Source organism: Marinomonas dokdonensis (assembly GCF_052747885.1).
In genome coordinates this window covers 383,279-408,958 of sequence record NZ_JBRAND010000003.1, presented here as the reverse complement: position 1 = coordinate 408,958, position 25,680 = coordinate 383,279, and the positions used below count along the sequence as shown (strand labels likewise).

29 protein-coding genes are annotated in these 25,680 nt (G+C 45.4%); 11 read left to right on the top strand and 18 right to left on the bottom strand.

Annotation, left to right across the window (positions count from 1 at the left end; genetic code table 11):
• Positions 1-191: 191 nt before the first annotated feature.
• The 4 genes from ACUM5Y_RS09710 to ACUM5Y_RS09695 form a co-directional block, all read right to left on the bottom strand.
• Complete coding sequence (locus tag ACUM5Y_RS09710) at positions 192-854, bottom strand: GDSL-type esterase/lipase family protein (RefSeq protein ID WP_445976677.1); 663 nt, start codon at positions 852-854, stop codon at positions 192-194.
• 134 nt (positions 855-988) lie between these two features.
• Entirely contained in the window at positions 989-1,651 is a 663-nt protein-coding gene (locus ACUM5Y_RS09705) for an anthranilate synthase component II (RefSeq protein WP_445976676.1), read from the bottom strand.
• A gap of 10 nt (positions 1,652-1,661) precedes the next feature.
• Entirely contained in the window at positions 1,662-3,080 is a 1,419-nt protein-coding gene (locus ACUM5Y_RS09700) for an anthranilate synthase component I family protein (RefSeq protein WP_445976675.1), read from the bottom strand.
• Positions 3,077-3,307, bottom strand: a complete 231-nt coding sequence (locus ACUM5Y_RS09695; RefSeq protein ID WP_445976674.1) for a Trp family transcriptional regulator — start codon at positions 3,305-3,307, stop codon at positions 3,077-3,079. The genes ACUM5Y_RS09700 and ACUM5Y_RS09695 overlap by 4 nt, the downstream gene beginning before the upstream one ends.
• Before the next feature lie 365 nt (positions 3,308-3,672).
• On the opposite strand from ACUM5Y_RS09695, the gene ACUM5Y_RS09690 reads away from it, so the two are divergent.
• The 5 genes from ACUM5Y_RS09690 (at position 3,673) to ACUM5Y_RS09670 (ending at position 8,161) form a co-directional block, all read left to right on the top strand.
• Complete coding sequence (locus tag ACUM5Y_RS09690) at positions 3,673-4,041, top strand: hypothetical protein (protein ID WP_445976673.1); 369 nt, start codon at positions 3,673-3,675, stop codon at positions 4,039-4,041.
• Between the two features lie 146 nt (positions 4,042-4,187).
• The gene (cysP, locus tag ACUM5Y_RS09685; protein WP_445976672.1) at positions 4,188-5,201 is read left to right on the top strand and encodes a thiosulfate ABC transporter substrate-binding protein CysP; all 1,014 of its coding nucleotides are present in this window, start codon (positions 4,188-4,190) and stop codon (positions 5,199-5,201) included.
• Between the two features lie 132 nt (positions 5,202-5,333).
• Positions 5,334-6,194, top strand: a complete 861-nt coding sequence (cysT, locus tag ACUM5Y_RS09680; RefSeq protein ID WP_445976671.1) for a sulfate/thiosulfate ABC transporter permease CysT — start codon at positions 5,334-5,336, stop codon at positions 6,192-6,194.
• 9 nt (positions 6,195-6,203) lie between these two features.
• Positions 6,204-7,064, top strand: coding sequence for a sulfate ABC transporter permease subunit CysW (cysW, locus tag ACUM5Y_RS09675; RefSeq protein WP_445976670.1), 861 nt, complete (start codon positions 6,204-6,206; stop codon positions 7,062-7,064).
• 8 nt (positions 7,065-7,072) lie between these two features.
• Positions 7,073-8,161 (top strand): sulfate/molybdate ABC transporter ATP-binding protein, encoded by a 1,089-nt coding sequence (locus tag ACUM5Y_RS09670; RefSeq protein ID WP_445976669.1) that lies wholly within the window; start codon positions 7,073-7,075, stop codon positions 8,159-8,161.
• A 70-nt stretch (positions 8,162-8,231) separates the two neighbouring features.
• Here ACUM5Y_RS09670 and cdd read toward each other — a convergent pair whose 3' ends face one another.
• The 9 genes from cdd to radC form a co-directional block, all read right to left on the bottom strand.
• Positions 8,232-8,636 (bottom strand): cytidine deaminase, encoded by a 405-nt coding sequence (cdd, locus tag ACUM5Y_RS09665; RefSeq protein ID WP_445976668.1) that lies wholly within the window; start codon positions 8,634-8,636, stop codon positions 8,232-8,234.
• Between the two features lies 1 nt (position 8,637).
• Positions 8,638-9,606, bottom strand: coding sequence for an ABC transporter permease (locus ACUM5Y_RS09660; RefSeq protein ID WP_445976667.1), 969 nt, complete (start codon positions 9,604-9,606; stop codon positions 8,638-8,640).
• Between the two features lie 10 nt (positions 9,607-9,616).
• Entirely contained in the window at positions 9,617-10,714 is a 1,098-nt protein-coding gene (locus ACUM5Y_RS09655; RefSeq protein WP_445976666.1) for an ABC transporter permease, read from the bottom strand.
• Positions 10,711-12,264 carry an ABC transporter ATP-binding protein gene (locus tag ACUM5Y_RS09650; protein ID WP_445976665.1) on the bottom strand — a complete coding sequence of 518 codons (1,554 nt, stop codon included), beginning with the start codon at positions 12,262-12,264 and terminating at the stop codon, positions 10,711-10,713. Before ACUM5Y_RS09650 ends, ACUM5Y_RS09655 begins: the two co-directional genes overlap by 4 nt.
• Positions 12,265-12,467: 203 nt before the next feature.
• Positions 12,468-13,463, bottom strand: coding sequence for a BMP family lipoprotein (locus tag ACUM5Y_RS09645; protein ID WP_445976664.1), 996 nt, complete (start codon positions 13,461-13,463; stop codon positions 12,468-12,470).
• A gap of 228 nt (positions 13,464-13,691) precedes the next feature.
• Positions 13,692-14,510 carry a bifunctional DNA-formamidopyrimidine glycosylase/DNA-(apurinic or apyrimidinic site) lyase gene (mutM, locus tag ACUM5Y_RS09640; protein ID WP_445976663.1) on the bottom strand — a complete coding sequence of 273 codons (819 nt, stop codon included), beginning with the start codon at positions 14,508-14,510 and terminating at the stop codon, positions 13,692-13,694.
• A gap of 133 nt (positions 14,511-14,643) precedes the next feature.
• The gene (gene rpmG, locus ACUM5Y_RS09635; RefSeq protein WP_011978459.1) at positions 14,644-14,814 is read right to left on the bottom strand and encodes a 50S ribosomal protein L33; all 171 of its coding nucleotides are present in this window, start codon (positions 14,812-14,814) and stop codon (positions 14,644-14,646) included.
• 11 nt (positions 14,815-14,825) lie between these two features.
• Positions 14,826-15,062, bottom strand: a complete 237-nt coding sequence (gene rpmB / locus ACUM5Y_RS09630; RefSeq protein WP_063332439.1) for a 50S ribosomal protein L28 — start codon at positions 15,060-15,062, stop codon at positions 14,826-14,828.
• 179 nt (positions 15,063-15,241) lie between these two features.
• The gene (radC, locus tag ACUM5Y_RS09625) at positions 15,242-15,916 is read right to left on the bottom strand and encodes a RadC family protein (protein ID WP_445976662.1); all 675 of its coding nucleotides are present in this window, start codon (positions 15,914-15,916) and stop codon (positions 15,242-15,244) included.
• A gap of 114 nt (positions 15,917-16,030) precedes the next feature.
• Here radC and coaBC point away from each other — a divergent pair, with 114 nt between their 5' ends.
• From coaBC to slmA, 4 genes are all read left to right on the top strand, one after another.
• The gene (gene coaBC / locus ACUM5Y_RS09620; RefSeq protein WP_445976661.1) at positions 16,031-17,251 is read left to right on the top strand and encodes a bifunctional phosphopantothenoylcysteine decarboxylase/phosphopantothenate--cysteine ligase CoaBC; all 1,221 of its coding nucleotides are present in this window, start codon (positions 16,031-16,033) and stop codon (positions 17,249-17,251) included.
• A 24-nt stretch (positions 17,252-17,275) separates the two neighbouring features.
• Complete coding sequence (gene dut, locus ACUM5Y_RS09615; protein WP_445976660.1) at positions 17,276-17,734, top strand: dUTP diphosphatase; 459 nt, start codon at positions 17,276-17,278, stop codon at positions 17,732-17,734.
• A 307-nt stretch (positions 17,735-18,041) separates the two neighbouring features.
• Positions 18,042-18,947, top strand: coding sequence for an acetylglutamate kinase (argB, locus tag ACUM5Y_RS09610; protein ID WP_445976659.1), 906 nt, complete (start codon positions 18,042-18,044; stop codon positions 18,945-18,947).
• Positions 18,948-19,006: 59 nt separating this feature from the next.
• The gene (slmA, locus tag ACUM5Y_RS09605) at positions 19,007-19,600 is read left to right on the top strand and encodes a nucleoid occlusion factor SlmA (protein WP_445976658.1); all 594 of its coding nucleotides are present in this window, start codon (positions 19,007-19,009) and stop codon (positions 19,598-19,600) included.
• Between the two features lie 36 nt (positions 19,601-19,636).
• Here the strand turns inward: slmA and pyrE are convergent, their stop codons facing one another.
• Entirely contained in the window at positions 19,637-20,284 is a 648-nt protein-coding gene (pyrE, locus tag ACUM5Y_RS09600; protein ID WP_445976657.1) for an orotate phosphoribosyltransferase, read from the bottom strand.
• Between the two features lie 118 nt (positions 20,285-20,402).
• Between pyrE and ACUM5Y_RS09595 the strand changes: the two genes are divergently transcribed.
• Complete coding sequence (locus tag ACUM5Y_RS09595) at positions 20,403-21,179, top strand: exodeoxyribonuclease III (protein WP_445976656.1); 777 nt, start codon at positions 20,403-20,405, stop codon at positions 21,177-21,179.
• 72 nt (positions 21,180-21,251) lie between these two features.
• Here the strand turns inward: ACUM5Y_RS09595 and ACUM5Y_RS09590 are convergent, their stop codons facing one another.
• Positions 21,252-22,172, bottom strand: coding sequence for a D-hexose-6-phosphate mutarotase (locus tag ACUM5Y_RS09590; RefSeq protein ID WP_445976655.1), 921 nt, complete (start codon positions 22,170-22,172; stop codon positions 21,252-21,254).
• Positions 22,173-22,397: 225 nt separating this feature from the next.
• Here ACUM5Y_RS09590 and ACUM5Y_RS09585 point away from each other — a divergent pair, with 225 nt between their 5' ends.
• Positions 22,398-22,865, top strand: coding sequence for an ATP-dependent zinc protease family protein (locus ACUM5Y_RS09585; RefSeq protein WP_445976654.1), 468 nt, complete (start codon positions 22,398-22,400; stop codon positions 22,863-22,865).
• Positions 22,866-22,891: 26 nt separating this feature from the next.
• On the opposite strand, the gene ACUM5Y_RS09580 is transcribed toward ACUM5Y_RS09585, so the two are convergent.
• The 3 genes from ACUM5Y_RS09580 to ACUM5Y_RS09570 all read right to left on the bottom strand — a co-directional run bounded on the left by ACUM5Y_RS09580 (position 22,892) and on the right by ACUM5Y_RS09570 (position 25,676).
• Positions 22,892-23,356: a PAS domain-containing protein gene (locus tag ACUM5Y_RS09580; RefSeq protein WP_445976653.1), complete on the bottom strand. Its 465-nt coding sequence runs from the start codon at positions 23,354-23,356 to the stop codon at positions 22,892-22,894.
• Complete coding sequence (locus ACUM5Y_RS09575; RefSeq protein ID WP_445976652.1) at positions 23,353-24,372, bottom strand: response regulator; 1,020 nt, start codon at positions 24,370-24,372, stop codon at positions 23,353-23,355. Before ACUM5Y_RS09575 ends, ACUM5Y_RS09580 begins: the two co-directional genes overlap by 4 nt.
• 116 nt (positions 24,373-24,488) lie before the next feature.
• Positions 24,489-25,676 carry a GAK system CofD-like protein gene (locus tag ACUM5Y_RS09570; protein ID WP_445976651.1) on the bottom strand — a complete coding sequence of 396 codons (1,188 nt, stop codon included), beginning with the start codon at positions 25,674-25,676 and terminating at the stop codon, positions 24,489-24,491.
• Positions 25,677-25,680 lie beyond the last annotated feature (4 nt).

Below are 25,680 nucleotides of genomic sequence, written 5' to 3'. Positions count from 1 at the left end.
AACAAATCAGGCAGGACAGCCGTACCTTAATCTGCTTTACCTATGCTTATGATGACGATGCACTTCGTTTATTTTTATTGAACGGTTAAAGCAGGATGGATCATGCCTTGCTTAGAAAGCGCAAACAATTAGTACGAATACCGAAAAGGGCGTAAAAACTACGCAGAATCCTAAGTATTAATACGTATAAATCATAGATGTTGTCGTAAGAAATCCTCAATCGCATTCGCCCACACTGGATACTGACTAGCATTTGGATGCAAATAATCCTCCATGACGTCACTGCTCAAGCAGCCGTCGCCATCCAAAAAGAGAGCTGATAAATCCCGATAAAAAATCGTTTCCTCATCAGCAAACTTCTCAACTAGGACATTCACCTCATCATTTAAACAACGCAATTGTTGCGTTGGTTTCGCGCTACGAGGGAAAACTGCAAGTAACAGAATTTTGGTGGTTGGGAGTTTTTCTTTCAGCTGCTCGAGAATGCATTTCACTCCAAGCGCAGTCTCTTCTGCTGGATCCTGACGATGGCCTGTATTATTCGTTCCGACCAAGAGCACCAGAACCTTAGGGGCAATACCATCCAACTCACCGTTGGCAATACGCCACAGTACATGCTCGGTACGATCCCCCGAAAACCCTAAGTTTAAGGCTCCTCGGGGCTGATAAAGCTCTTTCCAGACAGGCAGCCCTTTATCTTCCCAAGCATGAGTAATAGAGTCCCCAAGAAACACTAGATTGACGCTTTCCATGGCCGACTTTTCGAGCAACTTTTGCTGATGGCGCGGCAACCACCACTCTGCTTCCTGTGGACTGGCTTGTACGGCGAGCGGTGTGTTTTCAGGGTTGGACATAAACATTCCTTATTCTGTGTTTGGACTAATTCATTTCAAATTAACAAGGTTCAACAGCATTCTAAGAACGGGACAAATCTCTAGCTAAAAAGACCGCTTCGAAGAGCGGTCTTTTTATCGATATAAGAAGTAACTTAGGCTTGAAACAAGAAGTTCTTAATCAAGTCTTTGCCACCTTCGGTAGCAAAAGATTCTGGGTGAAATTGAATGCCTTGAATCGGGTATTCTTTATGACGAACCCCCATCAATTCAAACTCACCTCCCTGATGAATGGCTGCCAAGTTATTAAAATCGGCTGGCGCTAACTCTCCAACGGATGCGGTAACTTCCAACACATCAGGCAAACTTTCGGCTTGAGCAATTAATGAGTGATAACGCATGACTTCTAGCTGATCGGGAATATCAAAAAATATGCCTTCGCCGTTATGGCTGATCGGGCTGGTTTTACCATGCATAGGCAAAGGCGCTTTCACGACTTGGCCGCCAAATACATGACAGATGCCCTGCATGCCTAGACATACGCCCATTAACGGAATGGTTTTACCAAACTCTAATATCACCTCAGCACACACACCAAAGTATGCTTTATCGTCTGGTGAGCCAGGCCCCGGAGAAATGATAATCCTATCGGGTGCTGCTTGGCGGATATCTTCTAGGGTGACTTCGTCATTACGCTTTACGATCACTTCAAACTGACTCAACACGCCTTGGCTCACTTCCGTTTCCAGAACCTCACCAATAAACTGATAAAGGTTGTAAGTGAAGGAGTCGTAGTTATCGATAATATAAACTTTCATCTTGCCTTCCTTAAACCTTATCTTGTGTATTATCGGGTGCGAAGCTGTCTAACACTCGCTTGGTGCCCGCAAATTTACGCTGGATTTCTTCGTACTCATCTTCTGCATTGGAGTCATAAACATTGCCGCCGCAAGTTTGTACGTAGGCTTTGTTACCATTTGCAAACACAGTACGAATCGGAATGGCAAACATGCAATCGCCGTTAAATGAGAACTGACCGACCGCACCACCGTATGGCCCACGACCATCGTTTTCTAGATCATCAATGATCTTCATGGCTTCAATTTTTGGTGCGCCGGTCAGCGTACCAGCGGGGAAGTTACTCGCCAAAGCGGAGAACATGTCATGGTCTTCCGCCATAATGCCAACAATCTCACTGGAGATATGCTGTACGTGACTAAAGCGTTTAATGTCCATAAGTGAGCGCACTTTCACCGTACCAAAACGTGCCACACGGCCAATATCGTTACGGTGCAGATCTACAATCATATTATGCTCTGCGATCTCTTTCGGGTCATTCAGCAAAGCACGCGCCAAAGCGGTGTCTTCGGTGGCATCTTTACCACGTTTAGCTGTGCCCGCTAATGGGAAGGTTTCCATTTCACCTTGGCGAACACGGAACAGCAATTCAGGGCTGGCGCCAATTACTTTCTGTTCAGAGAACTTGATGTAATACATTTGCGGAGAAGGGTTAACTTCACGCAGCTGCTCGTACAAATTTATGGTGTCCCCTTCTAGGTCGAACCACTTTTTAAAGCCCACTTCACATTGGAAAATCTTACCGTCGATGATGTCTTGTTTCACCTTCGCCACTGCATCAGCATGATCCGTCTTAGTCATGGATTCCCCTACTGGACGAACCACAAACGGGCCATTTTCCGGGGTAGATTCCGCCATCATCTTATTCACTAATTCGACGCGGTTCTCATCGTAATAGAAGTAGAAAACTTCACCTGTCATCTTGTCGAGGATCAAACCGTCCTTATATAAACCAAAGCGGAAGGCATCGAACATTTCACTGGATTGTAAATCTAAACTTGGTTCGAAATAGTTCATGCTATCGTAACCAATATAACCTGTTAATCCACCAGCGAAACCACGAGACAAGATGTTTTGTGGCACGATATCTCGTAATAAATAGTACGGATTATCTGATTCATAAGCTTCTGTAGCCCCATCTCGCTCTTGAATAAACAGCTTTTTATCTTCTGCCCAAATCAGTTTTTCAGGGTCAAAACCTATGATGGAGTGACGAGAGATAAAACTCTCTTCCCCAAGAGACTCCAACATAAAGCAGTTGTCAAAACGCTTTTCCACCTTCTTAAACAAGGCAAAAAAGTCACAATCCGAACTGATGGTAATGTACTTAGGCTTTCTCGGTAGCGTAATACGCTCTGGTCTTTTTTGATAATAAGACTGGCTGCTCATGATTCTTTTAATTCCTTAAATGCTCGGGAGCCACGGGTCACCGTAGCAATTCCAACCCCTAGCTGTTTGGCTATTTCACGCTGGGGTACACCTTGCTCTAGCAAGGCAAAAATCTGTAAACGATGCTGAAGTTCACCCAGCTCGTTAGGGGTTAGTAAAGCTGTCAAACGCTTGGCCAACTCGCCATCATCGTTCGCGGCCTTTAGAAACTGAATTAGGTCCTGCATAAATTCGACTCTTGCATGGGGCTTTATTTACGCCTTATGTATTCACGTACTAGTACAATAATACATTTATTATCGTTAGGCAACGCATAAACAGCAAGAAGAGAAATAATATTTTGGTTATTCAAAGTTGAGATGCAATTGAAATGGGCATCCCTGTGGATTGGCCAATCCGACTTTGCACAACTTAAAAAATCCTACTCCTTGCTGAGGCGTCATTTCCCACATGGCGGCCTTATTCGGACAACCGCACTCGAACAATCTTGTAAATTTGTGTAAGAAACGTTCATTCCATTACGACTAACCGCTATTCTCAACCTTATCTGAACACTTTTTCACCACAGCGGGGCAATTTCATGGGTATTGTAATGACTGTTTTTATGGCTCTGGCATTACTGTTATCCGTGCCAAACCCTTTGCGCGCAAGGTTGAAAACTCAGCAAGATTGGTTATCCAGTCTCATTTTGCTCGCCGGTATTTGGAATCTCTTCTGGTACGGCAGTCAGCATTTAGGGGATTTTTGGGGAAATATGGCCTGCGTGTCTGGGGCATTAATGATACTGGCGAGTTTCCCAATGTTGCCGGCAAAACGTTGGCCTAACCCTATAAACAGTCTGCTGCAAAGCTTACAGGAAAAAGCCCGAGGGTTCCCACAAGGGTTATTTGAGCTCAGCTTAGCTGGCCTATTTTTATGCTTCTGTTTCTACGGTTACACCATTATCAGCCTTAACCTTTAAGGATTTGTTTTGGTGGTTTTCTGCTCATAATTTATCTCGACAACCATATTCCAAAAAAGTTCAATTCGATCGATTGTAATAACAAAATCTTTTAAGTAAAATCTCCCTCACAATTGAGAATGACTGTTATTTCCGCTGAGGGACCTATGAAATTGAAATCACGTTTTTACCAATCTATTGCTGGTGCTGTCTTGCTAACAGGTGCTGTTCAAGCCTCTGCGGCGGATCAGACTATCCTAAACACCTCATACGATATTGCGCGTGAGTTGTTCGCGACTTATAACCCTACTTTTGAAAAGCACTGGCAAGAAAAGACGGGGAAAACGATCGAAATCAAACAGTCCCACGCGGGCTCTTCTAAGCAAGCCAACGCTATCATGAACGGTCTACAAGCCGATGTGGTGACCTTTAACCAGGTAACAGACGTTCAAGTTTTGCATGATCGCGCGAAAATGATCCCAGCGGATTGGAAAAATGCTTTCCCTAATGCCAGCTCTCCTTATTACTCCACGACGGCTTTCTTGGTTCGCAAAGGCAACCCGAAGAATATTCAAAGCTGGGGTGATTTAGTTCGTGATGACGTCGCGCTAGTTTTCCCGAATCCGAAAACATCTGGTAATGGTCGCTACACGTATTTAGCCGCTTATGGCTATGCTCAGAAAACCTTTGGTAAAGACAAGGAAAACCAAATTGATGATTTCCTTGCCAGCTTCCTGAAAAACGTTGCGGTATTTGATACCGGTGGTCGTGGTGCGACGACAACATTTGTTGAGCGCGGCATTGGTGATGTTCTGATTACTTTCGAATCTGAAGTAAATAACATCCGTAACCAATACGGTGCTGACGAATACCAAGTTGTGGTACCAAAAACATCCATCTTGGCAGAATTTCCAGTGGCGGTTGTTAGCAAAAATGCTAAAAAACACGGTACAGAAGAAGTATCAACAGAGTACTTAAACTACCTATACAGCGAAGCATCTCAGCGTTTGTTAGCTGGCTTTAACTACCGCATTCACAACGAGGTTGTAAAAGCTGAATTTGCAGAGACTTTCCCTGAAGTAACACTGCTTACTGTTGAAGAAATCGCAGGTGGCTGGCCGAAAGCCACCAAAGAGATCTTTAACAACGGTGGCAAACTCGACAAATTACAACGTCGATAACAGTTACTGAACGACTAAGCCGGGTACGCATTGCGTGCCCGGCTTTTGTGCATTCTATTGGCAACGCTTTATGGCGCATTTCAACCACTCCATTAACGGCTTCTACTAAGCCCGATTAGCATAGGCAAATACATGGCAACAAATCTAAGCATGTCAGCAACACGCCCTAAACATAAACGCGTACTACCCGGCCTAGGTTTAAGTCTCGGGACTTCGTTATTGTTTATTAGCCTTGTCATGCTATTGCCCATGACAGGTTTAGTCATGCAGTCCGTTGACATGGGCTGGGATGAATACTGGTATGTGATCAGTGATGAACGAGTGGTTGCCAGCTATAAAGTCACTCTTTGGGCGGCGTTTATTGCTTCTATTTTCAATGGTTTCCTAGGCTTATTGCTGGCTTGGGTCCTAGTGCGTTATGAATTTCCAGGGCGCCGTATTCTTGATGCCCTTGTGGATTTACCCTTTGCTCTACCTACTGCTGTGGCGGGTATTACCCTTGCCACCTTGTATGCGCAAAATGGCTGGTACGGGCAAGTGCTCAGTAGCCTTGGCATTAAGGTCGCTTACACACCTGTTGGTATCGTACTGGCTATGGCTTTCACCAGTATTCCTTTTGTAGTGCGCACAGTACAACCTGTTTTAGAAGAGCTGTCCGCGGAAGAAGAAGAGGCAGGGATGACCCTTGGCGCTTCAGACTGGTCGGTCTTTCGTCGGGTTATCTTTCCGGCCCTCTGGCCAGCTCTAATGACAGGTGTGGCCTTGTCATTTACTCGCAGTCTTGGTGAATTTGGTGCGGTTATTTTTATTGCTGGCAACATGCCTTATGTGAGTGAAATTACCTCACTGATGATTTTTGTCAGCCTACAGGAATTTAACTTCCCTGCCGCCAGCGCCATCGCCTCGGTCGTTTTAATGGCTTCTTTGGTGTTGTTATTTGCCATCAACCTTTGGCAGGCTCGCTACTTGCGCCGCCTACACGGCCGTCGCTAGGAGATTATTATGAGTAAGCAAAAACACGCTTCACAATTACGCGTCGGCGATAGCCCTTGGGTAAAATGGTCTTTAATCGGGCTGACGCTTATCTTAACTATGCTGTTACTGGTCGTGCCGCTAATCAGTATTTTCCAGCAAGCCTTTGCACTGGGTGTATCTCACTACTTTAGTAGCTTGGTTGAAGCCGATACCTTACATGCGATTGGCTTAACACTTTTGGTAGCCGCCCTAACCGTGCCTATTAACTTGGTCTTCGGGGTCATGTTGGCGTGGTCCGTAACACGCTTCGAATTCCCCGGCCGTAAGATATTAATGACCTTGCTAGACATCCCATTTGCCATGTCGCCCGTGGTCGCTGGTCTATTGTATCTATTATTGTACGGCAACAATGGCTGGATAGGCTCCATGCTCTACGATGCCGATATTCAACTAATGTTTGCATGGCCGGGCATTGTCATGGTGACTGTCTTTGTTACCTGTCCTTTTGTGGCCCGAGAGCTCATTCCGCTTATGCAGCAGCAAGGTCGTGAAGATGAAGAAGCAGCGGTAATTTTAGGGGCGTCTGGCTGGCAACTGTTCCGTCGAGTCACCTTGCCAAACATCAAATGGGCGCTGATTTACGGGGTGATTTTAACCAACGCTCGTGCAGTGGGAGAGTTCGGGGCGGTCTCCGTTGTCTCCGGTAATATTCGCGGAGAAACCAACACCCTACCTTTGCATGTACAGTTGCAATATGAGGACTACCAAGCCGCGGCAGCTTTTGCCAGCGCCTCTCTCTTGGCCATTATTGCCCTAATAACCCTGCTCTTTAAAGCCTTCGTCGAGTGGCGCCAAGAACGCAGTTTGAACATTGATACAGATAAATAGGTGACACCATGAGCATACTTATTGAAAACATTTCCAAGCAGTTCGGTAACTTTCAAGCCCTGTCACCTCTTTCTTTGTCGATCAATGAAGGCGAAATGATAGGACTACTTGGCCCTTCTGGGTCAGGCAAGACCACCTTGTTGCGCATTATTGCCGGCTTAGAAGGCACGAATACTGGCCGTATTCAGTTTGGTGATAGAGACGTAACTAACTTGCATGTACGAGATCGTCGAGTAGGTTTTGTGTTTCAAAACTACGCCCTGTTTCGCCATATGACAGTGGCCGATAACGTTGCCTTTGGCCTCGAAGTTCTGCCGAAAAAGCAACGCCCTAACAAAAGCGACATTCAGCAAAGGGTCAAACACTTGCTTGAAATGGTACAGCTTGGTCACCTGGCTAATCGCTACCCGTCACAGCTTTCTGGCGGCCAAAAGCAGCGCATCGCCTTAGCAAGAGCATTAGCTACAAAGCCAGAAGTATTACTGCTTGATGAGCCGTTTGGCGCGCTGGATGCGAAAGTTCGTAAAGAGCTACGCCGTTGGCTAAGAGGCCTTCATGACGAACTGGGCTTTACCAGTGTATTTGTCACCCATGACCAAGAAGAAGCCTTAGAGCTGTCTGACCGCGTTGTAGTGATGAGTAATGGTCATATTGAACAAATCGATGCACCTGGAGCCTTATACAGCGCGCCAAACAGCCGCTTTGTATTTGATTTCCTCGGTAATGCCAATGTCTTTGACGCCACAGTCAGCAATAACCAATGGCAAAACGGAGAAGCGAGTCTAGCTCTACCAGAGGGTCTTTCCCCACAGGATGGACAGGTCTACATTCGTTCCCATGAATTCACCATAGGGACAGAAGCTTCAGCGCAAGCGAACTTACCACTGAAGATCCTAGCTATTAATCCGATCGGCGCGGAAGTACGCTTTGAACTAGAGCCTGTGGGCTGGCAAAGCCAAGACGTATGGGAAATTGACCTTACCCACAAATACTGTGACCAACAGAGCTTTGAAAAAGGCCAAATTCTCTACGCTACGCCTAAGCACGGCTACTTTTTTGCCCAAGACACACAACAGCCTAAGCAGATTAGTTGGTAGAAAATCCCTCGCGACAAAAAAGCCTTATTCATCTCTCAATGAATAAGGCTTTTTTAGTTATAGGACATCGCTAGGATGCGAGGTTTTCAGGACCGAAAGAGAAAGGCAATAGCTCTTCCATGGTCATGGATTTTCGCACCCCTTGTGGGCCACAGATATGGATCATGGTGTCTGCGGAGGCGAACTCGCGAATCTTCTGGCGGCAACCACCACAAGGGGTCACAAGTTGCTCGCCTTGCCCAGTAACATAGATGTCTTTAATTTGCGTTTCCCCAGCCAGCACCATTGCAGCAATAGCGCCGGCTTCGGCACAAGTCCCTTCTGGGTAGGCAGCATTTTCAACATTACACCCTGAAAAATGATGACCATTGCTGGTTTCGATCACCGCACCAACCGAGAATTTTGAGTAAGGCACATAAGCCTTACTCATGGCTTGCTGAGCTAAATCAAGCAATTCTGTTTTAACCGCTGTCATCTTAGGCTCGCTCTTTAACATAGGGTCGACCAACAGCTTTTGGTCCAACTGCTTTACCGATAAAGCCAGCCAGTAAGAGTACTGTCAATACATAAGGTAGTACTTCAATCGCCTGTACTGGCACTTCACCAATACCAGGGATGACAACACCTTGTAAACGTACAGCAACCGCATCAAGGAAGCCAAATAGCAAACAGGCGAATAGCACAGGTACAGGACGCCACTTACCAAAGATCAAGGCAGCCAAGGCCATGTAGCCCTTACCAGCACTCATGTCTTTCAAGAAACCAGCATTATGAGCCGTAGACAAGTAAGCCCCTGCGATACCACAAAGCACACCACAGATGATCAAGGCGCGATAGCGAACCAAAGCAACTGAGATACCCGCGGTATCTACTGCATGAGGGTTTTCCCCTGTGGCACGTAGACGCAAACCGAAACGGGTTTTATAAACCACCCAGTAGGTTGCAGGTACCATCAAGAAAGCTAGATAAACCAATACGTTATGGCCACTTAACAATTCAGAGTAGATAAGCCCAATAACAGGCACATCTACCAAGGCATCTGCAAATGGGAAAGTAATAGACAGGAAGCGTGCATCACCGCTCAGTGTTGGCGTCTGGCCGCCCATACCGAACCAGTCTAACCCCAAGGTCACGGTTAAGCCCGCCACCACAGTGTTGATGGCCACACCCGATACAATGTGATCACCACGGTGGGTAATACAAGCAAAGCCATGCACCATGGCCAAGAAAACCGATGCCAGAATACCAAAACCAAGCCCGATCCAAGCGGAGCCGTATACGGCAGCACCTGCAGCCGCAGCAAACGCACTGCCAAGAATTTTACCTTCTAGGCCGATATCTACAATACCTGAACGTTCCGCGTACAAGCCAGCTAAGGCCGCTAAGATCAGTGGCGTCGATACGCGCATAGTCGCGTCTAAAATAAGTATTAATGTCTCAAACATAATTTATCTCCTATGCCACCGCTCGACGAATAAAGAAGCCTTCGATGCGGTCCTTAAACATATGTTCAAGCGCGCCTGAGAATAAGATGACCAAACCTTGAATCACCACGACAATTTCTGGGGTAATGGTCGGAATTTCAAACGCCAACTCCGCACCACCTTGATATAGAGCACCGAACAGAATCGACGCCATGATGATACCAATCGGGTGATTACGTCCCATCAATGACACAGCAATACCGGCAAAGCCGTAACCCGCAGTAAAGTTAAGCAGAAGGTTATGGTTAACCCCCATAATCTCGTTAATACCCACAAAGCCAGCTAGTCCACCTGAGATAAGCATAACCCAGATGGTCACTTTCACCGTATCGATACCCGCGTATTTAGCCGCCGTTGGGTTGGTTCCCAAGGTACGTAGTTGGTAGCCCCAGCGAGTATGCCAGATCAAGCCCCAAACTAGGACACAACACACCAAGGCCCACAAGAAGGCCATGTTCAACGGTGAATCACCGATTTCAATGCCCAGCGGAGAAAGCAACTCATGTAAATAAGGAAGCCACGCGTTTTCATCGAAAGTACGACTGTTCGGAGCCATGCGGCCATCTTCTTTTAGCCAGTTCACCATCAGGTAAACCATTAAAGAAGAAGCGATAAAGTTAAACATGATGGTCGTGATTACGATGTGGCTCCCGCGCTTGGCTTGCAAGTAGGCAGGGATATACGCCCAACCAGCACCAAACACTGCTGCACCGATAATGGCTAATGGCGCAATCACATAGATGGGTAAGGTGTGGTCAAAAGCCAAACACACTAAACCAACCCCAAGACCACCAATGTAAGCTTGGCCTTCACCACCTATGTTGAATAAGCCGGCCTTAAATGCCACAGATACAGCAAGACCAGTAAAAATGAAGTTCGTAGCGTAATAAAGGGTATAGCCTACCCCTTCATCGTAACCAAACGCACCGTAAATTAAGTAACCTGCCGCCTCAATGGGGTTCTCGCCAATGGCTAAAATCACCAGACCAGAGACCAAAAAAGCCAACATAATGTTCAAAAATGGAATTAGGGCAACATTCACCCAAGCTGGAACCTTTGCCTGACTCATGCGCTCTCTCCTACTGTTTCTTCTTCATAGGCATTCGCCATCATCAAGCCAAGCTTACGTTCATCAGCGTCTTTCGCATCAAGCTCACCAACAACCGCACCATCAAACATCACTAAAATGCGATCACTCAGTGCCATAATTTCGTCCAATTCTACTGACACTAGCAAAATGGCTTTGCCAGCATCTCTAAGTTTTACTATTTGCTCGTGAATGTTTTCAATCGCACCAATATCTACCCCACGAGTAGGTTGACCGATCAGCAACACATCAGGGTTTTGCTCTACTTCCCGGGCAATAACAATCTTTTGCTGATTACCCCCTGAAAAATTCGCAGTTTTCAAATGCGGGTTTGGTGGACGAACGTCCCAAGCGGCCATACGCTCGTTACATTCATCCAGCATCACAGTGCGGTTCATGAGGATCTTGCCATTGTAAGCATCGGAATTATGGTAACCCAGCACAGCTGCTTCATAGGCTTCGAACCCTGTAACCAAGCCCATTTTGTGACGATCTTCTGGCACATGGGCCATTTTCAAATCGCGCATTTGCGCGGCATTTTTTGGTGAGCTTGCATTGATGGTTTGGCCGCCAAATGTAATCTCACCTTCGCTCATTGTTTCAATGCCAGACAAGACATTCAACAACTCGCTTTGGCCATTACCAGAAACCCCCGCAATGCCTACAATTTCTCCAGCTCGCAGCTCAACATTGACGCTCTTCAAACGCTGCACGCCTTGGCCGTCGTATAAAGAAAGATTTTTTGCAGAAAGCATAACTTGGCTCGGTTGCGCTTCGTCTTTATCGACCACCAAACGCACTTTCTTACCGACCATCAGCTCTGCAAGCTCGTCTGTATTGGTTTGGGAAGTTTGACGGTGAGCAACCATTTGGCCCTGGCGCATAACCGAGATATTGTCGGTTGAGGCCATAATTTCTCGCAGCTTATGTGTGATCAATAAAACAGTCACACCCTGCTCTTTAAGAGATTTTAATACGCGGAATAAGTGGTCCGCTTCTTGAGGGGTCAACACACCCGTTGGTTCATCAAGAATTAGGATACGTGCGCCACGATACAAGGCTTTTAGAATTTCAACGCGTTGCTGAAGACCTACAGGTAATTCTTCCACCACCGCATCAACATCAATATCTAGGCTGTATTCTTGAGCAAGTCTTTGTAATTCAACTCGGGCTGCATCCATACCCTCTTTTAATAAAGATCCGCCTTCCGCACCCAATACGACATTTTCCAATACCGTGAAATTTTCCACCAACATAAAGTGCTGGTGAACCATACCAATTCCGGAGTGAATTGCATCTTGAGAATTACGAATATCGACGCGCTTCCCGTCTACTTCAATGTAACCCGTATCCGCTTCATAGAAGCCATAAATGATACTCATCAAGGTAGATTTTCCCGCACCATTTTCACCGATAATACCGTGAATAGTGCCAGTGGGGACTTGTAAGCAAATGTCTTTGTTGGCTTGGACTGCCCCAAAACGTTTGCTGATATCGCGCAATTCAATTGCGTATGGCGTTTTATTTGTCATATTTTAATAATGGTTCGTCTGCTATTAAATTAAGACGGACTGAATACACTGTGAACAATACACACCCAGTTCATCTGTCACTTTTTTAGTCTAATGGTAATGAAAGCAGGCAACCAAAATTCCTTTAGGTTCATTCATTTCAAAACACTAAAACAAAAAAACAGCCACTCGCCTATCATGGCGAGCAGCTGTTTTTCATACGATTAATATGCGCAGGTATTGTCTGACATGTAATCGTGAACTTTAATTTCACCGCTAATGATTTTCGCGGAAATTTCTTCCATCTTGGCTTTCATTTCAGGGGTGATCAAGTTGGCATTGTGCTCATCTTGTGCCCAATCGATACCGCCCTCAGCTAGACCAAGAACAGTAAAGCCTGCTTCCCATTCACCGGCAGCAGCTTCGCTGTAAGCATTGTAAGCTGCTTGGTCAACACGCTTAACCATAGAGCTTAGCATAGTACCTGGCTGCAAGTGGTTTTGGTTTGAATCCACACCAATAGCAAACTTGCCTTCATCTTTTGCTGCTTGGTAAACACCGATACCTGTACCGCCTGCCGCAGCGAAGACTACGTCTGCACCTTGAGAGAATTGGCTTTTCGCAAGTTCAGAACCCTTAGTCGGGTCATTAAACGCTGCGCCTGTTGAGCCTGTCATGTTTTGAATTACCGTTGCGTCTGCAGAGATGTATTTAGCACCTTGCTCATAGCCACAACCAAATTTACGAATAAGAGGAATGTCCATTCCGCCAACAAAACCAACCGTGTTAGTTTTAGAAGCCATAACAGCCAAAGCACCGACAAGGAAAGAACCTTCGTGCTCTTTAAATACAATGGATTGTACGTTTGGAAGGTCAATCACACCATCAATGATGCTGAAATGGATTTCAGGGAAATCTTTCGCAACTTTCTCAACCGCTGACGTCATAGAGAAGCCAACCGCGACAATAGGTGAGTAGCCACGTTTTGCCAAACGGCGTAAACCTTGCTCTACCTGTGCTTCATTCTTAGGTTCAAATTCACGAACTTGAATGCTGGTATCTGCTGTATAGCGTTGAACGCCATTGAAGACACCTTCGTTAAAAGATTTATCGAATTTACCTGCTTGGTCATAAACAACCGCAGGTTTACTATCTGCTGCTTGAACCATACCTGCCGAAATGGCTAGCGCTGTAGCGGACGCAAGAAAGACACCTTTCATTCCAATTCCTCTTCTCTTTTTTAATTATAGTTAGACAGTAAAAACTGTCTATTCGGTCAAAAATAAACCTATTCCAGAAATTTCGCAATGCGAATATACGATATTAATCGCATATTCTAGTGCATTTAGCACAAAAAGAAGATTAAAAATTCAACTCTTCTTTTGAAATTACGGAATAAGCCCCTTCCTCTTCAGACAGCAATTAACGTGCCTAAACTGAACGTTTAGTCAAGTTTGACATTTTGTACAATAAACCGTGCTGCGCTGGGCTTGGCGAATCTCCGTCAAAGGCTTGCTACAAACCTTGCAAGGCTTAGTTGCACGGCCATACACGGCTAATTCTTGCTTAAAGTAACCAGGCTTACCGTCACCACCAACAAAGTCTTTTAAAGTCGTACCGCCTTGCTTTATAGCGGCATCAAGCACTATTTTGATGCACTCTGCTAGCTTGATCATGCGAGCTTTGCTGATTTTACCCGCCATGCGAGACGGTGATATTCCCGCCATAAACAAGGCTTCATTTGCATAAATATTGCCCGCGCCAACCACGACTTTGCTGTCCATGATAAAGGTTTTGATTGGTACTTTTCGGCCCTTGGCCTTGGCATATAAATACTCACCAGAAAAAGATTCAGACAAAGGCTCTGGTCCTAAATGGGCGATCAATTCATGCTCTTGCCAATTTTCAGTGGTCCAGAGAATCGCACCAAAGCGTCTTGGATCTGTATATCTCAGCCATTTATCACCATCCGCTATTTGGAAATCCACATGATCATGGAATAAAGGCGGTGTTTGTTCTGGAACAAAATACAAACTACCAGACATACCAAGGTGAATAAGCATGCAACCTTTTACGGTGTGTACAATGATGTATTTGCCTCGTCGAGAAAGGTGGGTAATCTTTTCCCCAACCATATCTTCGGTGAGTTGCGAGGTAATAAGCCAACGCAGCTTAGGTTGACGAATATCGATTTGACGGAAGGTTTTGCCAACGATATGGGGCTCAATCCCCCGCAGGGTTGTTTCAACTTCTGGTAACTCTGGCACTAACAACCTCCAAAATCGCCTAGCTCAATAACGTGGACCTGTGCATGGCGTGAATATCATTTCTATAGTTTCTATTAGATACAAAAAAGCCGACTCTATATAGAGTCGGCTCCTTTGTAACAAAAAGCAAAAATTATTTAATTTTCGCTTCTTTGTACATAACGTGCTTACGTACAACAGGATCAAACTTTTTCATTTCAAGTTTGTCTGGAGTATTTCGCTTGTTCTTGTCAGTTGTGTAAAAGTGACCAGTACCAGCAGAAGATACCATGCGAATTAGATCGCGAGCGCCTTTAGAAGCCATGATTCAGATCCTTATACTTTTTCGCCGTTGGCACGAATTTCAGCAAGAACTGATTCAATACCTTTTTTATCGATAATACGCATACCTTTAGAAGATACACGTAAACGGATGTAGCGGTTTTCACCTTCGACCCAAAAACGGTGCCAGTGAAGGTTTGGAAGAAAACGACGCTTAGTACGACGCTTTGAGTGAGAAACGTTATTACCTGTAACAGGACGTTTCCCAGTAACTTGACATACGCGAGACATATTTAAATACCTTTTGCTATCCAGAAGATTATTGGAAGTGTGCTTTCACTTCCTCAGGCGGAGCATGATTCCTTATGAATCAAAAAAATCCCGTACCGAGGTTATAGCGGCGCGTATTCTCCCATAAGCTTATGGATTGGGCAAACTATTTGTTAAAAAATGATCAATTTCGCCTACATCTACAGCAACCCCCTTTCCGCCAGTGACACTGGGTCACCATCTCCCACAACAAAATGATCTAGCATTCGAACATCTACAAGCTTTAGAGCATCACCAATGCGGGCGGTGATTGCTATGTCTGCCTGACTAGGTTCTGCAACACCACTTGGGTGATTGTGTGCAAGAATAACGGCTGCGGCGTTATATTGTAATGCGGCCTTCACCACTTCTCGTGGGTAAACCGCTGCAGCATCGATCGTGCCCATAAATAACTCTTGATAGCGAATCAGCCGGTGTTGGGAGTCCAAAAACAACACAGCAAACACTTCCCTTGGTACATGACGTAATTGGGAGGAAAGATATATGCGCACTTGCTCGGCACTATTAAACACATCGGCTCGCATAAGCTCTTCCTGCAAATGCCGCTTCGACATTTCTAAAACGGCTTGCAGTTGACTGTATTTGGCATCCCCAAGCCCTAAACCCTGACAAAATTCATCTTTAGTGGCTGAAAGCAGGGAACGTAAGCCGCCAAAGTGGGTCAATAAACGGCGTGCAAGTTCTACCGCGCTAAGCCCCTGAGTGCCAGTGCGTAGGAAAATAGCTAACAGCTCCGCATCACTTAACGCCCCTGCACCATGCTGAATAAGCTTTTCTCGGGGTCGTTCTTGCTCGGGCCAATGCTTAATGCTCATGATCTACTCCTTGATCCATGATCCATGATAATCTTGCAGATATTAATTTTTTGCGTCTTGGTCTCACGCTCAATGCCCTGAGACCACGACCATCGCCATTATGAGACGCTTTTTATGTCAAACCTTACCCACAAAAAAGTTCTATTAGGGATAACTGGCGGCATCGCTGCCTATAAAAGCATAGAAGTTATTCGCCTACTTACCAAAGCCGGTGCTCAAGTTCAGGTAGTACTGACTGAAGGCGCCAAAGCATTCGTCACAGAAATGACCTTACAAGCTGTATCTGGCAACCCAGTCAGAACCACCATATTAGACCCTAGCGCTGAATCAGGTATGGGGCATATCGAGCTGGCAAAATGGGCTGACCTTATTCTTATTGCGCCAGCTTCTGCCGACTTTATGGCCCGCTACGCACAAGGCATGGCCAACGACCTATTAACCACCTTGTGCTTGGCCACGGATGCTCCGGTACTAATGGCGCCCGCCATGAACCAAGCCATGTGGCGTCACCCAGCGACACAAGACAACGCTAAAATACTCACCAACCGAGGTGTGCTAAGCGTTGGCCCCGCGGATGGTGCACAAGCGTGTGGCGATATTGGCCCTGGCCGTATGAGTGAGCCTGCAGACATATTCCAAGCCATTGAAGAACATTTTCTTGGCACACAAATTCAGCAAGATTTTTCCGGCCAGCATTGGGTGATTACGGCAGGGCCGACCATGGAAGCGATCGATCCCGTTCGCTATATCAGCAATCATAGCTCAGGTAAAATGGGTTATTCCCTCGCGAAAGCCGCCCAGAAACGTGGCGCTCACGTAACCCTCATTAGTGGCCCCGTTCAGCTCCCCCCTCCAGCAGGAATCAATCTTGTGGCGGTAAAAAGTGCGGACGATATGCTTGCGGCCTGTCAAAACGCCATGAACAAACAAGCGGATGTTTTCATTGGGGCCGCCGCCGTGGCGGACTTTAAGATGAAAGTCGAAAACACCCAAAAAATGAAGAAACAAAGTGACAGTGACGAACTGCAATTAACCCTAGTGAAAAACCCAGACATCATCGCCACTCTCGCCTCCACGCAAAGCGCAAAATGCATGGTAGGATTTGCCGCAGAAACGCAAAATGTTATTGAGTATGCTCAAGGTAAATTACAGCGCAAAGGGCTGGATATGATTATCGCCAACGACGTATCCCGTCAGGATATCGGCTTTAATCAGGACCAGAATCAGGTCACCGTCATTACCAAACAACAAACATGGGCACCCGACAAAGCATCGAAAGCTGATTTGGCCGCCCTATTAGTGCAGCACATTTATGAATACACCCAATCATCCTAAACCATTGGTGAACAAGAGTAGATTATGAAACAAGCAATTCAGTTAAAAATTCTTAACGACAAGATTGGCAAAGAAATCCCATTACCCACTTACGCAACCGAAGGTTCTGCGGGGTTAGATTTACGGGCCTGCCTTGATGAAGCCATTGAGCTTGCCCCAGGTGAAACCACTCTACTCCCTACTGGACTGGCCATTTATATTCAGGATGCCAACTTAGCGGCGACTATCTTGCCTCGTTCTGGTTTGGGCCACAAACACGGCATAGTGCTAGGTAACCTTGTGGGTTTAATCGATTCCGATTACCAAGGCGAACTGATGGTTTCTTGCTGGAACCGTGGCAACACCACTTTCACGATTGAGCCGGGTGAGCGCGTTGCACAACTTGTTTTGGTCCCAGTGGTACAAGCTGAATTTGATATCGTCAGTGAATTTGAAAGCACTGAACGTGGCGAAGGTGGTTTTGGACATACAGGAACCAAGTAACAAAAAGCCAGAAAAGGTGATTTTATTTCACCTTTTCTGGCACTTGTAACACATTCCCTCATCTATATATAAAAGATGACATTTCATTTCCACTCTTCCTACTAAATTTGGTAATTTTCATACAAATTTATATAGTTAATCCGCCAACTTCACGTTATTATTTTCGCCATAAGTGGTTGCTTACATACGCTACCCCTCAGTCGTAGCCATACATTTACCAAGCAAGCCAACACCAACGCATTAAAAATTAGCCACGCTATTTTTTTGTAAAGACGTATTTACTATCAATTACAGGAGTATCCATTTCGTGACACTTTCACGTGAACCTGCTTTAGATGTCGCTAAGGTATTAAGCGAATCGCTGCCTTATATTCAACGCTTTGCAGGCAAAACAATTGTGATCAAATATGGCGGCAACGCCATGACTGATGAAAAACTACAAGCAGGCTTTGCTCGCGACATAGTTCTTATGAAAGCCGTTGGCATTCATCCTATTGTTGTTCACGGTGGCGGCCCACAAATTGGCGACATGCTCAGCAAGCTTAATATCGAGTCAAAATTTATCAACGGTATGCGAGTAACAGACACGGCCACAATGGACGTTGTGGAAATGATTCTCGGCGGACAAGTGAATAAAGAGATCGTTAATCTGATCTGTGAAGCGGGCGGCAAAGCCATAGGTATCACAGGTAAAGATAGCCACTTTATTAAAGCTAAGAAACTCTTCGTAAAACATCAAAGTGAAGACATGGACACTCCAGAACAGGTCGACATCGGCCACGTGGGTGAAGTCTCTCATATCGACACCAGCATATTGAAACAACTAGAACACAGTGACTTTATTCCTGTCATTGCCCCAATCGGGGTGGATGACCAAGGCAATGCATACAACATCAATGCAGACCTAGTCGCGGGTAAAGTGGCTGAAGCAGTGGGCGCTGAAAAGCTCATGCTGTTGACCAATATTTCAGGGGTTCAAGATAAGTCAGGTAATGTCTTAACTGGCCTTAGCACAGCTCAAGTGGACGCATTGATCGCTGACGGCACAATTTATGGCGGCATGTTACCGAAAATTAGCTGTGCTTTGTCTGCAGTAAATGCAGGGGTTACCAGTGCCATTATTATTGATGGCCGAGTCCCACACGCCACTTTGTTAGAAATCTTCACTGACAAAGGTGTTGGCACCCTTATTTCTAATGCGAACAAAGTCTAAATCCGTAACACACGCGTTTTAAACAATTTTTTCACCTTGGCTTAAAACTGGACATAAAAATGAGCAATAAGAAAAACGATCGTCGCACTCAAATACTGCAAGCACTGGCACAAATGCTAGAAAACAGCCTTGGAGCACGCATCACGACCGCGGCTCTTGCTAAGCAGGTAGGTGTGTCTGAAGCCGCCCTTTACCGCCATTTTCCCAGCAAAGCCAAGATGTTCGAGGGTTTAATCGAGTTTATTGAAGAGAGTCTCTTTTCGCGCATCAATCGCATTCTGCAAGAAGAAAGTGACGTAAAAGTGCGCATCGAAATGATACTGACGCTAATACTTCATTTTGCTGAACAAAACCCAGGTATGTGCCGACTATTAACAGCGGATGCTTTGGCTGGCGAAACGGAACGTTTACGTGTCCGTATTGCTCAATTATTTGATCGCATTGAAACTCAATTGAAGCAACTAATGCGCGAAGCTGACTTAAAACAGGGCCTAAGACCTGCCATGGGGGTTGCCCCTTGTGCGGATTTTTTAGTGGCGGTTGCGGAAGGTAAGATTCGTCACTATGTGCGCAGTGAGTTCAAAGTGAAGCCAACAACTGCTTGGTCTGAGCAATGGGCAGTGTTGGCACAAAACTTGATGTTAAATCGTTAGGCTTTTTTAAAATCTAAAAAAGCCTAACGAAAACAATTAAATGCCGTATTGTTGACGGTAGCTTTTGACCGCCTCTAAGTGGTTGGCAAATTCAGGGGAAGCCTGTTCAGCCAAGTAGGTCATGATATCGTTCAAGCTAACAATACTGATAACAGGCATAGAGAAGTCACGTTCCACTTCTTGGATCGCTGAAAGTTCGCCTTGGCCTCTTTCTTGACGGTCAAGGGCGATAAGTACACCAGCAGGTGCCGCTTCAGCGTCTTGGATAATAGACATGACTTCACGAATGGCGGTTCCAGCGGTAATAACATCGTCAATAATCATGACGTTGCCAGCCAACGGAGCACCAACAAGAGAACCACCTTCACCGTGAGCCTTTGCTTCTTTGCGGTTGAATACGTATGGTGTATCTACTTGATGATGTTCGAACAAAGCAACCGCCGTTGTGGTCGCTAGGGGAATGCCTTTATAAGCAGGACCAAAAAGAACATCGAATGGAACATTTGCTTCCATTAATGCGGCTGCATAAAAGCGCCCTAATTTGGCCAATGCCTGCCCTGAATTAAACAGGCCAGCATTGAAAAAATATGGGCTAACACGGCCAGATTTAAGCGTAAATTCGCCAAAGCGCAATACGTTTTGTTCAATGGCGAATTCGATAAAGTCTCTTTGGTACGGTTTCATGCTGACTCCAGAAAGATAATAAAATACACAACAAAGCGCCGCCTAAAACCAGCGAAGCCATGCTAACATTGGAATAGGCGCTAATATAACACACGGCTAGGAATTGTAGGGACCAGAAATGAAGGTCATCAGCCTTAATCTAAACGGTATAAGACAAGCAGCCGATCGCGGCTTTTTTGAATGGATGGTACGTCAGGACCCTGATGTCGTCTGTTTACAAGACGTGCAAGCGGATGAACGCACTTTGAATGACAGTGTTTTCTTCCCTGCAGGTTACAACACCTATTTCTTTGACTCCATGGAGGATCCAGAGCAAGCAGGTGTAGCGATTTATTGTAAAACCATGCCAAAAGCTATTATGACTGGCATGGGGTTCCCTGAGTGCGACTTTGAAGGACGTTTTATTCAAGCGGACTTTGAAAAGGTCAGCATTGGTGCCTTTCTAACACCTCATGGTTCAAACCATGAAGAAGCACTGCAAGAGCACAAATATCGCTTCATGGAAGGCTTTAAGAATCATTTGATCAAAACCCGCCGTAAGCGCCGCGAGTTTATCTTTTGCGGCACCGCCAATGTGGCGCGCTCGCCCATTGATGTGAGCAGCTGGTTTGTGAATCAGCGCAACTCTGGTTTCTTACCAGAAGAGCGTAAGTGGATTAATGAAATCTTCAACGAGCTGGAATACATAGATGCGTTCCGTCAGGTCAATAAACAAGATAAGCAATACACTTGGTGGCCAGATTACGAGCGCGCTTGGAAGCTTGATGAAGGTGGTCGACTAGATTACCAGATCACCACGCCAGGGCTTAAAAATCTGATTCAAGGTGGTAGTGTGTACAAGGGTCAGCGTTTTTCCGATCACGCGCCGTTAATCATGGAATACAACCTAGATTAACCCGACCTTATCCGCAAAAATCAAAAAGCCGCTTCAACTTGAAGCGGCTTTTTATTATCAACTAAAACTAGATTAGGCTTGCTCGAAAGGCACCACACTCACATTTAGTTTTAACTGGTGAATACCACCAGGCTCAATCGTATAGCCGTCATCCAATGCATTAGCCGTTTCTACGCAGACGAAATGTTGGTAGTCATCGTCTTCCATATCCTTACGCTTTTTCGATAACTCAGGACCTGGATTCCACAATACAGTACTGGCGCTGCCTTTATCACTGATTAAAAGCTTACGCTGCAGAACAGGGTCATGTATCTCACATTCGTTAGGTGCAGAGAGATAAACACGATCCATATATTCACATGGGTTCACAGGCGTTTTATGGCTTTTCGTCTTACTTTCGTCGAATTTATCAACAAAGTTCACTTTTTCTAAGCCATGCACTTCCGCCATTTGGCTGCTGCCTACTTTGAAATAGGTATGCAGGGCTTCGCTAATCACCATAGGTTCAGCGGATAAGTTAGCTGCAGAGAAGTTAACGCTGAAGCCTTCACTGGAGAAACGAAACACCTGACGTAGCTCAAAGGCTTGTGGCCACATTTCTTCGATTAGCGGGTGGTCTTCCGAGGCGAGGCGCAAAACGATCTTTACATCGCCATTTTTAAATCGGCCTGTTTCGACAAACTGCCAGCGGAAATAGCGCGCCAAACCATGAGCAGGGAAATCTTCGTCGGACTGATGTGCGCCAAACCAAGGCCAGCAAACAGGCACACCAAAATGGCGGCGACCAAAGCGTCCTTTGCCACCACTGTTGTCCGACTGAAACAACAAGTCTTCCTGACCGGCAGGAACGAAGCTTTCTAAATGACCGCCCCATAATGCTATACGAGCACTAAAACCTGGCTGATCTATGACGATTTCGTCACATTTTTTAAGGCTCGCTGGATGAATTTCACCACCCAGTTCTTCCAACTCTTGTATCAGTTGGCCATTCATTCATTACTCCAAAACATTAAACTTGTAGGCACATATTAGCTTCACAAAATATGATTACAATAGTTTGTGTTTATGCTGACAATTCAGCAAGACAAATTATCACTTTTTACATAATAAAAAACTTAACGCCAAAGAGCTTTTAAGCTATAAAGCACTCCAAGATAAAGTGGCTGTTGCTTGTTGTCCATGGTATGCCACCTAACAACTGATTAAGGGTGATATTGTATGAGCTCGACCAACTCCAAAATGATTATCGGCTGTGAGGAATGGTGCGCATTTCCTTCCTTAGCAATCCCTGCAGTGAAAGCAAGGGTAGACTCAGGCGCTAAAACCTCCTCTTTACACGCCATCAATATTAAGAAGTTTAAGCGAGATGGTGAACACTGGGTTAAGTTCGATGTGCACCCTCTGCAAAAGAACCGCAAGACAAAAGTACAGTGTGAAGAAAGGATCCTAGATCATCGTGTCATCAAGAGTTCAAGTGGAGACAAGGAGAAGCGCCCTGTCATCCAAACCTTGCTTACCCTTGGGGAACATACTTGGCAGGTAGAAGTAACTCTGACAGACCGTGACAGCATGGGCTATCGCATGCTGCTAGGTCGTGAGGCTATGATTGGGCGAGTTCTCATTGACCCAGAGGGTGAATGTTTGTTTGGAGACAAAGCAGCCGAAGCACTCAGTGAGCTTTACTAACAACCGACTTTTCCCTTAACCAACCCTTAGGATGAAAGCTTATCATTCAGGGTTGTTAAGGCTATCTTGTTTGTCGCCACATCCGTCACGTCATATACCACCATACAAAGGTGCTTGGCTTTGCCATCTGGGCTTGAGATGGGACGGATAGCGACGTTCTGATACATTTTATCGGCAATGCTCGTAATAGGTCGGTAACTCTTGAATGGAAACAAATGAGGGCGCTGTTCCCAAGCGATAAAGATCGGCGTGCTTAGACCAAATACATTATCTAATTTTTGATGTAACCAGCCAGTGTTCAAGTCTGGGAATAATGAAAACAACGATTGCTGCTTGGCAATAGAAGAGCTCACTCCACTGTGATTTTCCATAAAGCTGTTCCACAGCTGTACTTTATAGTCTTTATCCAGCACCACTAAGCCCACATCAATATGATGCAGCATATCGAACATCCAATGCAGGTCAATTAGGCCTTCCGCGTCATCGCTCATTCATCTTCCTCCACTAAAAAAGACAGCAGGTTTTCTAAGGTGGGTACGGAGTCTTCTGTAAACAACAGCATCAAATCACAGCTGATTTGATAGTTTTCTACCTCATAAACGATCTCTACAGCCAGGGTACGTTTCCAAGTGGCTTTTTTCACATTAATAATATCGGGAATTTTGACATGCTGACCTAACAACACAGGATGGCTATGACTAAAATCAATATTCAATTGCTTACCAATAGCGGCCATAAAGGGGCCCACCAGCACAGAGGTTACATCCATTAATAATTCGGTTTCTATTTCTTGGGTAATCTCTTCGGTAACGCCCAGCAGCTTAGCCATGTCAGGAAAGCTGGAATCACTAAAAATCAGCAAGGTTTCAAAAGCGATACCAGAACCCACAAAGCCTTGGGATATCGCAGAACAGCTATCGCCTTTGACGCCATAATCCAGCGCCATTTGCAGCTCACCAACTTCGAGAATATTGACATTGGGGACAGGCAACTTAATGAAGACATTAAGCATGTCGGCCAATACGCTGGCAGCACGCCCCATTGCGATGTTAGAAACCTCTTGAAGGCCATCGGAAAGGCTAAAATCATCGACCACAGAGCGAGTTACTGCAGAAGAAGTCTTCTCAGTTGTCTTAGCCTTGGAATACAGACCTAATGACAACAGCGTGTCTCGTAAGGCGTCAGCAAGGGCAGGCTTTTTCATAAAAGCGACCGCCCCCATGTCTTTTACTCGTTGCACGGCTTTAGGCTGAACATCGCCAGAGACAACGATCACATTGGGCATAGAAGGGAAGTTTTGAAGTGCTTCAAGGGTTTGGTAGCCATCTTTCACTGGCATGTTCAGGTCTAGAAAAAGAATATCGACCGGATTAGATGCAATAAAATCTAAGGCCTCCTGTCCATCTTGGGCATATTCAAGCTCAATATCCCAATCAGCAGGCAGCATTTTAGTCAGCTGTTTTCGTGCTATTTTTGAATCGTCACAAATTAGTACTTTTGTACTCATGCAGCATTCCCATTCGTCTTATTAAAACTCGGCGAATTCAAGTAACAAAATACAATTTCACTAACAGCCTTGTTATTTATCGAGTCCTTTTGGTGATTTTATTTACACTGAATTTATTATGTAAGAGACAATAGGGCTTCCACCAATAATGTCTCATCGTATTCTTCAGGTTGGTCTTTGATTAGTGGGGTTTTAATAACTTGCACCCCTAATTCACTCAAATAAGTTTGATCAATGTAACCATAATCATAGCGGTCATCTATCAGTAAATAATCTAAAGCACCAAAACCTTTCTCAAGTTGAGAAGCATCTTCCAACACGATACCAGTTAAGGTTTTTACCTGTGTCATTAAAGTATAACCTAATTGCTCAGGGTCCGTACCTAAATTGGGGACATAGACTTTCGGGTTAGCGTTTTGACAAATAGCCGTGCCCACCCCTTGCGGTAATAAATTGGCAATTAAGCTACTAAAGAAACTGCCGGGTGGATAACAAATCAATTCGGCACTATTAATCAGCTCGATTCTGTCTTCTGCGATGACCTGATTAATTGGCTGCTGCCTCTTTAGTCCTTTGTTCAACCAAATACGTTGAATCGGCGCAATCAGTTCACTGGTTTCTTTAGCGGTAATGTTGTGTTGACCTAATACAATATCGCCATTTTCTAATGCCACCCCTAAATGGAAAGGCGCATCTACTGTGGTTTTCACTTCCCCAAGGGTTTGGGTTAATCGAGAAAAAAGAAACACGATGGGATCGAGCTGCTGTAAGTTATTTAGATAACCACCAGCGATAATTAGGTTACCTATACTCGCCCCTTGTAGATCAAAACTTTCATCTATTTTATCTTGCATAACAGCAAGTTGCGTTTGGATTAAAGCTTTCATTGGATTTGAAATACAAGCGATTAATGGGTGCTCCCCTACCACTAATTGCTCTAGTTCTGCTTGCAGGCTTTGCTGATCCGCTTGCTTAGCAAAACGATGAGTAAACAGATCGTACACTTCAGGCTGCCCCATCACGGTTTCATCCGCTAAGGCCATCAGTCGGCTGCGTAAATCCCCCACCGCTGGCATATCAAATTGTGCCCTCAGCTTGGCAGAGCTGCCGCCAGAGTCAAAAGGAGTGACGAGATGAATCGATTGATGACTGTACTGCTTGAGTACTCGACTAATATTGTTGAGGGCAGAACCACCACTGAAGAATAGGATTTTAGGGCCTTGCTCTGGCATGACTTGATAACGATGAAGACGGACAACATCAGGCATCATCAGACGACGCCAAATACGAGCAGAACTCGGCATATTT

Coding starts and splice junctions, on each gene's coding strand:
- ACUM5Y_RS09710 (WP_445976677.1), bottom strand. CDS start 854: ATGTCCAACCCTGAAAACACACCGCTCGCCGTACAAGCCAGTCCACAG.
- ACUM5Y_RS09705 (WP_445976676.1), bottom strand. CDS start 1,651: ATGAAAGTTTATATTATCGATAACTACGACTCCTTCACTTACAACCTT.
- ACUM5Y_RS09700 (WP_445976675.1), bottom strand. CDS start 3,080: ATGAGCAGCCAGTCTTATTATCAAAAAAGACCAGAGCGTATTACGCTA.
- ACUM5Y_RS09695 (WP_445976674.1), bottom strand. CDS start 3,307: ATGCAGGACCTAATTCAGTTTCTAAAGGCCGCGAACGATGATGGCGAG.
- ACUM5Y_RS09690 (WP_445976673.1), top strand. CDS start 3,673: ATGACTGTTTTTATGGCTCTGGCATTACTGTTATCCGTGCCAAACCCT.
- cysP (WP_445976672.1), top strand. CDS start 4,188: ATGAAATTGAAATCACGTTTTTACCAATCTATTGCTGGTGCTGTCTTG.
- cysT (WP_445976671.1), top strand. CDS start 5,334: ATGGCAACAAATCTAAGCATGTCAGCAACACGCCCTAAACATAAACGC.
- cysW (WP_445976670.1), top strand. CDS start 6,204: ATGAGTAAGCAAAAACACGCTTCACAATTACGCGTCGGCGATAGCCCT.
- ACUM5Y_RS09670 (WP_445976669.1), top strand. CDS start 7,073: ATGAGCATACTTATTGAAAACATTTCCAAGCAGTTCGGTAACTTTCAA.
- cdd (WP_445976668.1), bottom strand. CDS start 8,636: ATGACAGCGGTTAAAACAGAATTGCTTGATTTAGCTCAGCAAGCCATG.
- ACUM5Y_RS09660 (WP_445976667.1), bottom strand. CDS start 9,606: ATGTTTGAGACATTAATACTTATTTTAGACGCGACTATGCGCGTATCG.
- ACUM5Y_RS09655 (WP_445976666.1), bottom strand. CDS start 10,714: ATGAGTCAGGCAAAGGTTCCAGCTTGGGTGAATGTTGCCCTAATTCCA.
- ACUM5Y_RS09650 (WP_445976665.1), bottom strand. CDS start 12,264: ATGACAAATAAAACGCCATACGCAATTGAATTGCGCGATATCAGCAAA.
- ACUM5Y_RS09645 (WP_445976664.1), bottom strand. CDS start 13,463: ATGAAAGGTGTCTTTCTTGCGTCCGCTACAGCGCTAGCCATTTCGGCA.
- rpmG (WP_011978459.1), bottom strand. CDS start 14,814: ATGGCTTCTAAAGGCGCTCGCGATCTAATTCGCATGGTATCTTCTGCT.
- rpmB (WP_063332439.1), bottom strand. CDS start 15,062: ATGTCTCGCGTATGTCAAGTTACTGGGAAACGTCCTGTTACAGGTAAT.
- radC (WP_445976662.1), bottom strand. CDS start 15,916: ATGAGCATTAAGCATTGGCCCGAGCAAGAACGACCCCGAGAAAAGCTT.
- coaBC (WP_445976661.1), top strand. CDS start 16,031: ATGTCAAACCTTACCCACAAAAAAGTTCTATTAGGGATAACTGGCGGC.
- dut (WP_445976660.1), top strand. CDS start 17,276: ATGAAACAAGCAATTCAGTTAAAAATTCTTAACGACAAGATTGGCAAA.
- slmA (WP_445976658.1), top strand. CDS start 19,007: ATGAGCAATAAGAAAAACGATCGTCGCACTCAAATACTGCAAGCACTG.
- pyrE (WP_445976657.1), bottom strand. CDS start 20,284: ATGAAACCGTACCAAAGAGACTTTATCGAATTCGCCATTGAACAAAAC.
- ACUM5Y_RS09595 (WP_445976656.1), top strand. CDS start 20,403: ATGAAGGTCATCAGCCTTAATCTAAACGGTATAAGACAAGCAGCCGAT.
- ACUM5Y_RS09590 (WP_445976655.1), bottom strand. CDS start 22,172: ATGAATGGCCAACTGATACAAGAGTTGGAAGAACTGGGTGGTGAAATT.
- ACUM5Y_RS09585 (WP_445976654.1), top strand. CDS start 22,398: ATGAGCTCGACCAACTCCAAAATGATTATCGGCTGTGAGGAATGGTGC.
- ACUM5Y_RS09580 (WP_445976653.1), bottom strand. CDS start 23,356: ATGAGCGATGACGCGGAAGGCCTAATTGACCTGCATTGGATGTTCGAT.
- ACUM5Y_RS09575 (WP_445976652.1), bottom strand. CDS start 24,372: ATGAGTACAAAAGTACTAATTTGTGACGATTCAAAAATAGCACGAAAA.
- ACUM5Y_RS09570 (WP_445976651.1), bottom strand. CDS start 25,676: ATGCCGAGTTCTGCTCGTATTTGGCGTCGTCTGATGATGCCTGATGTT.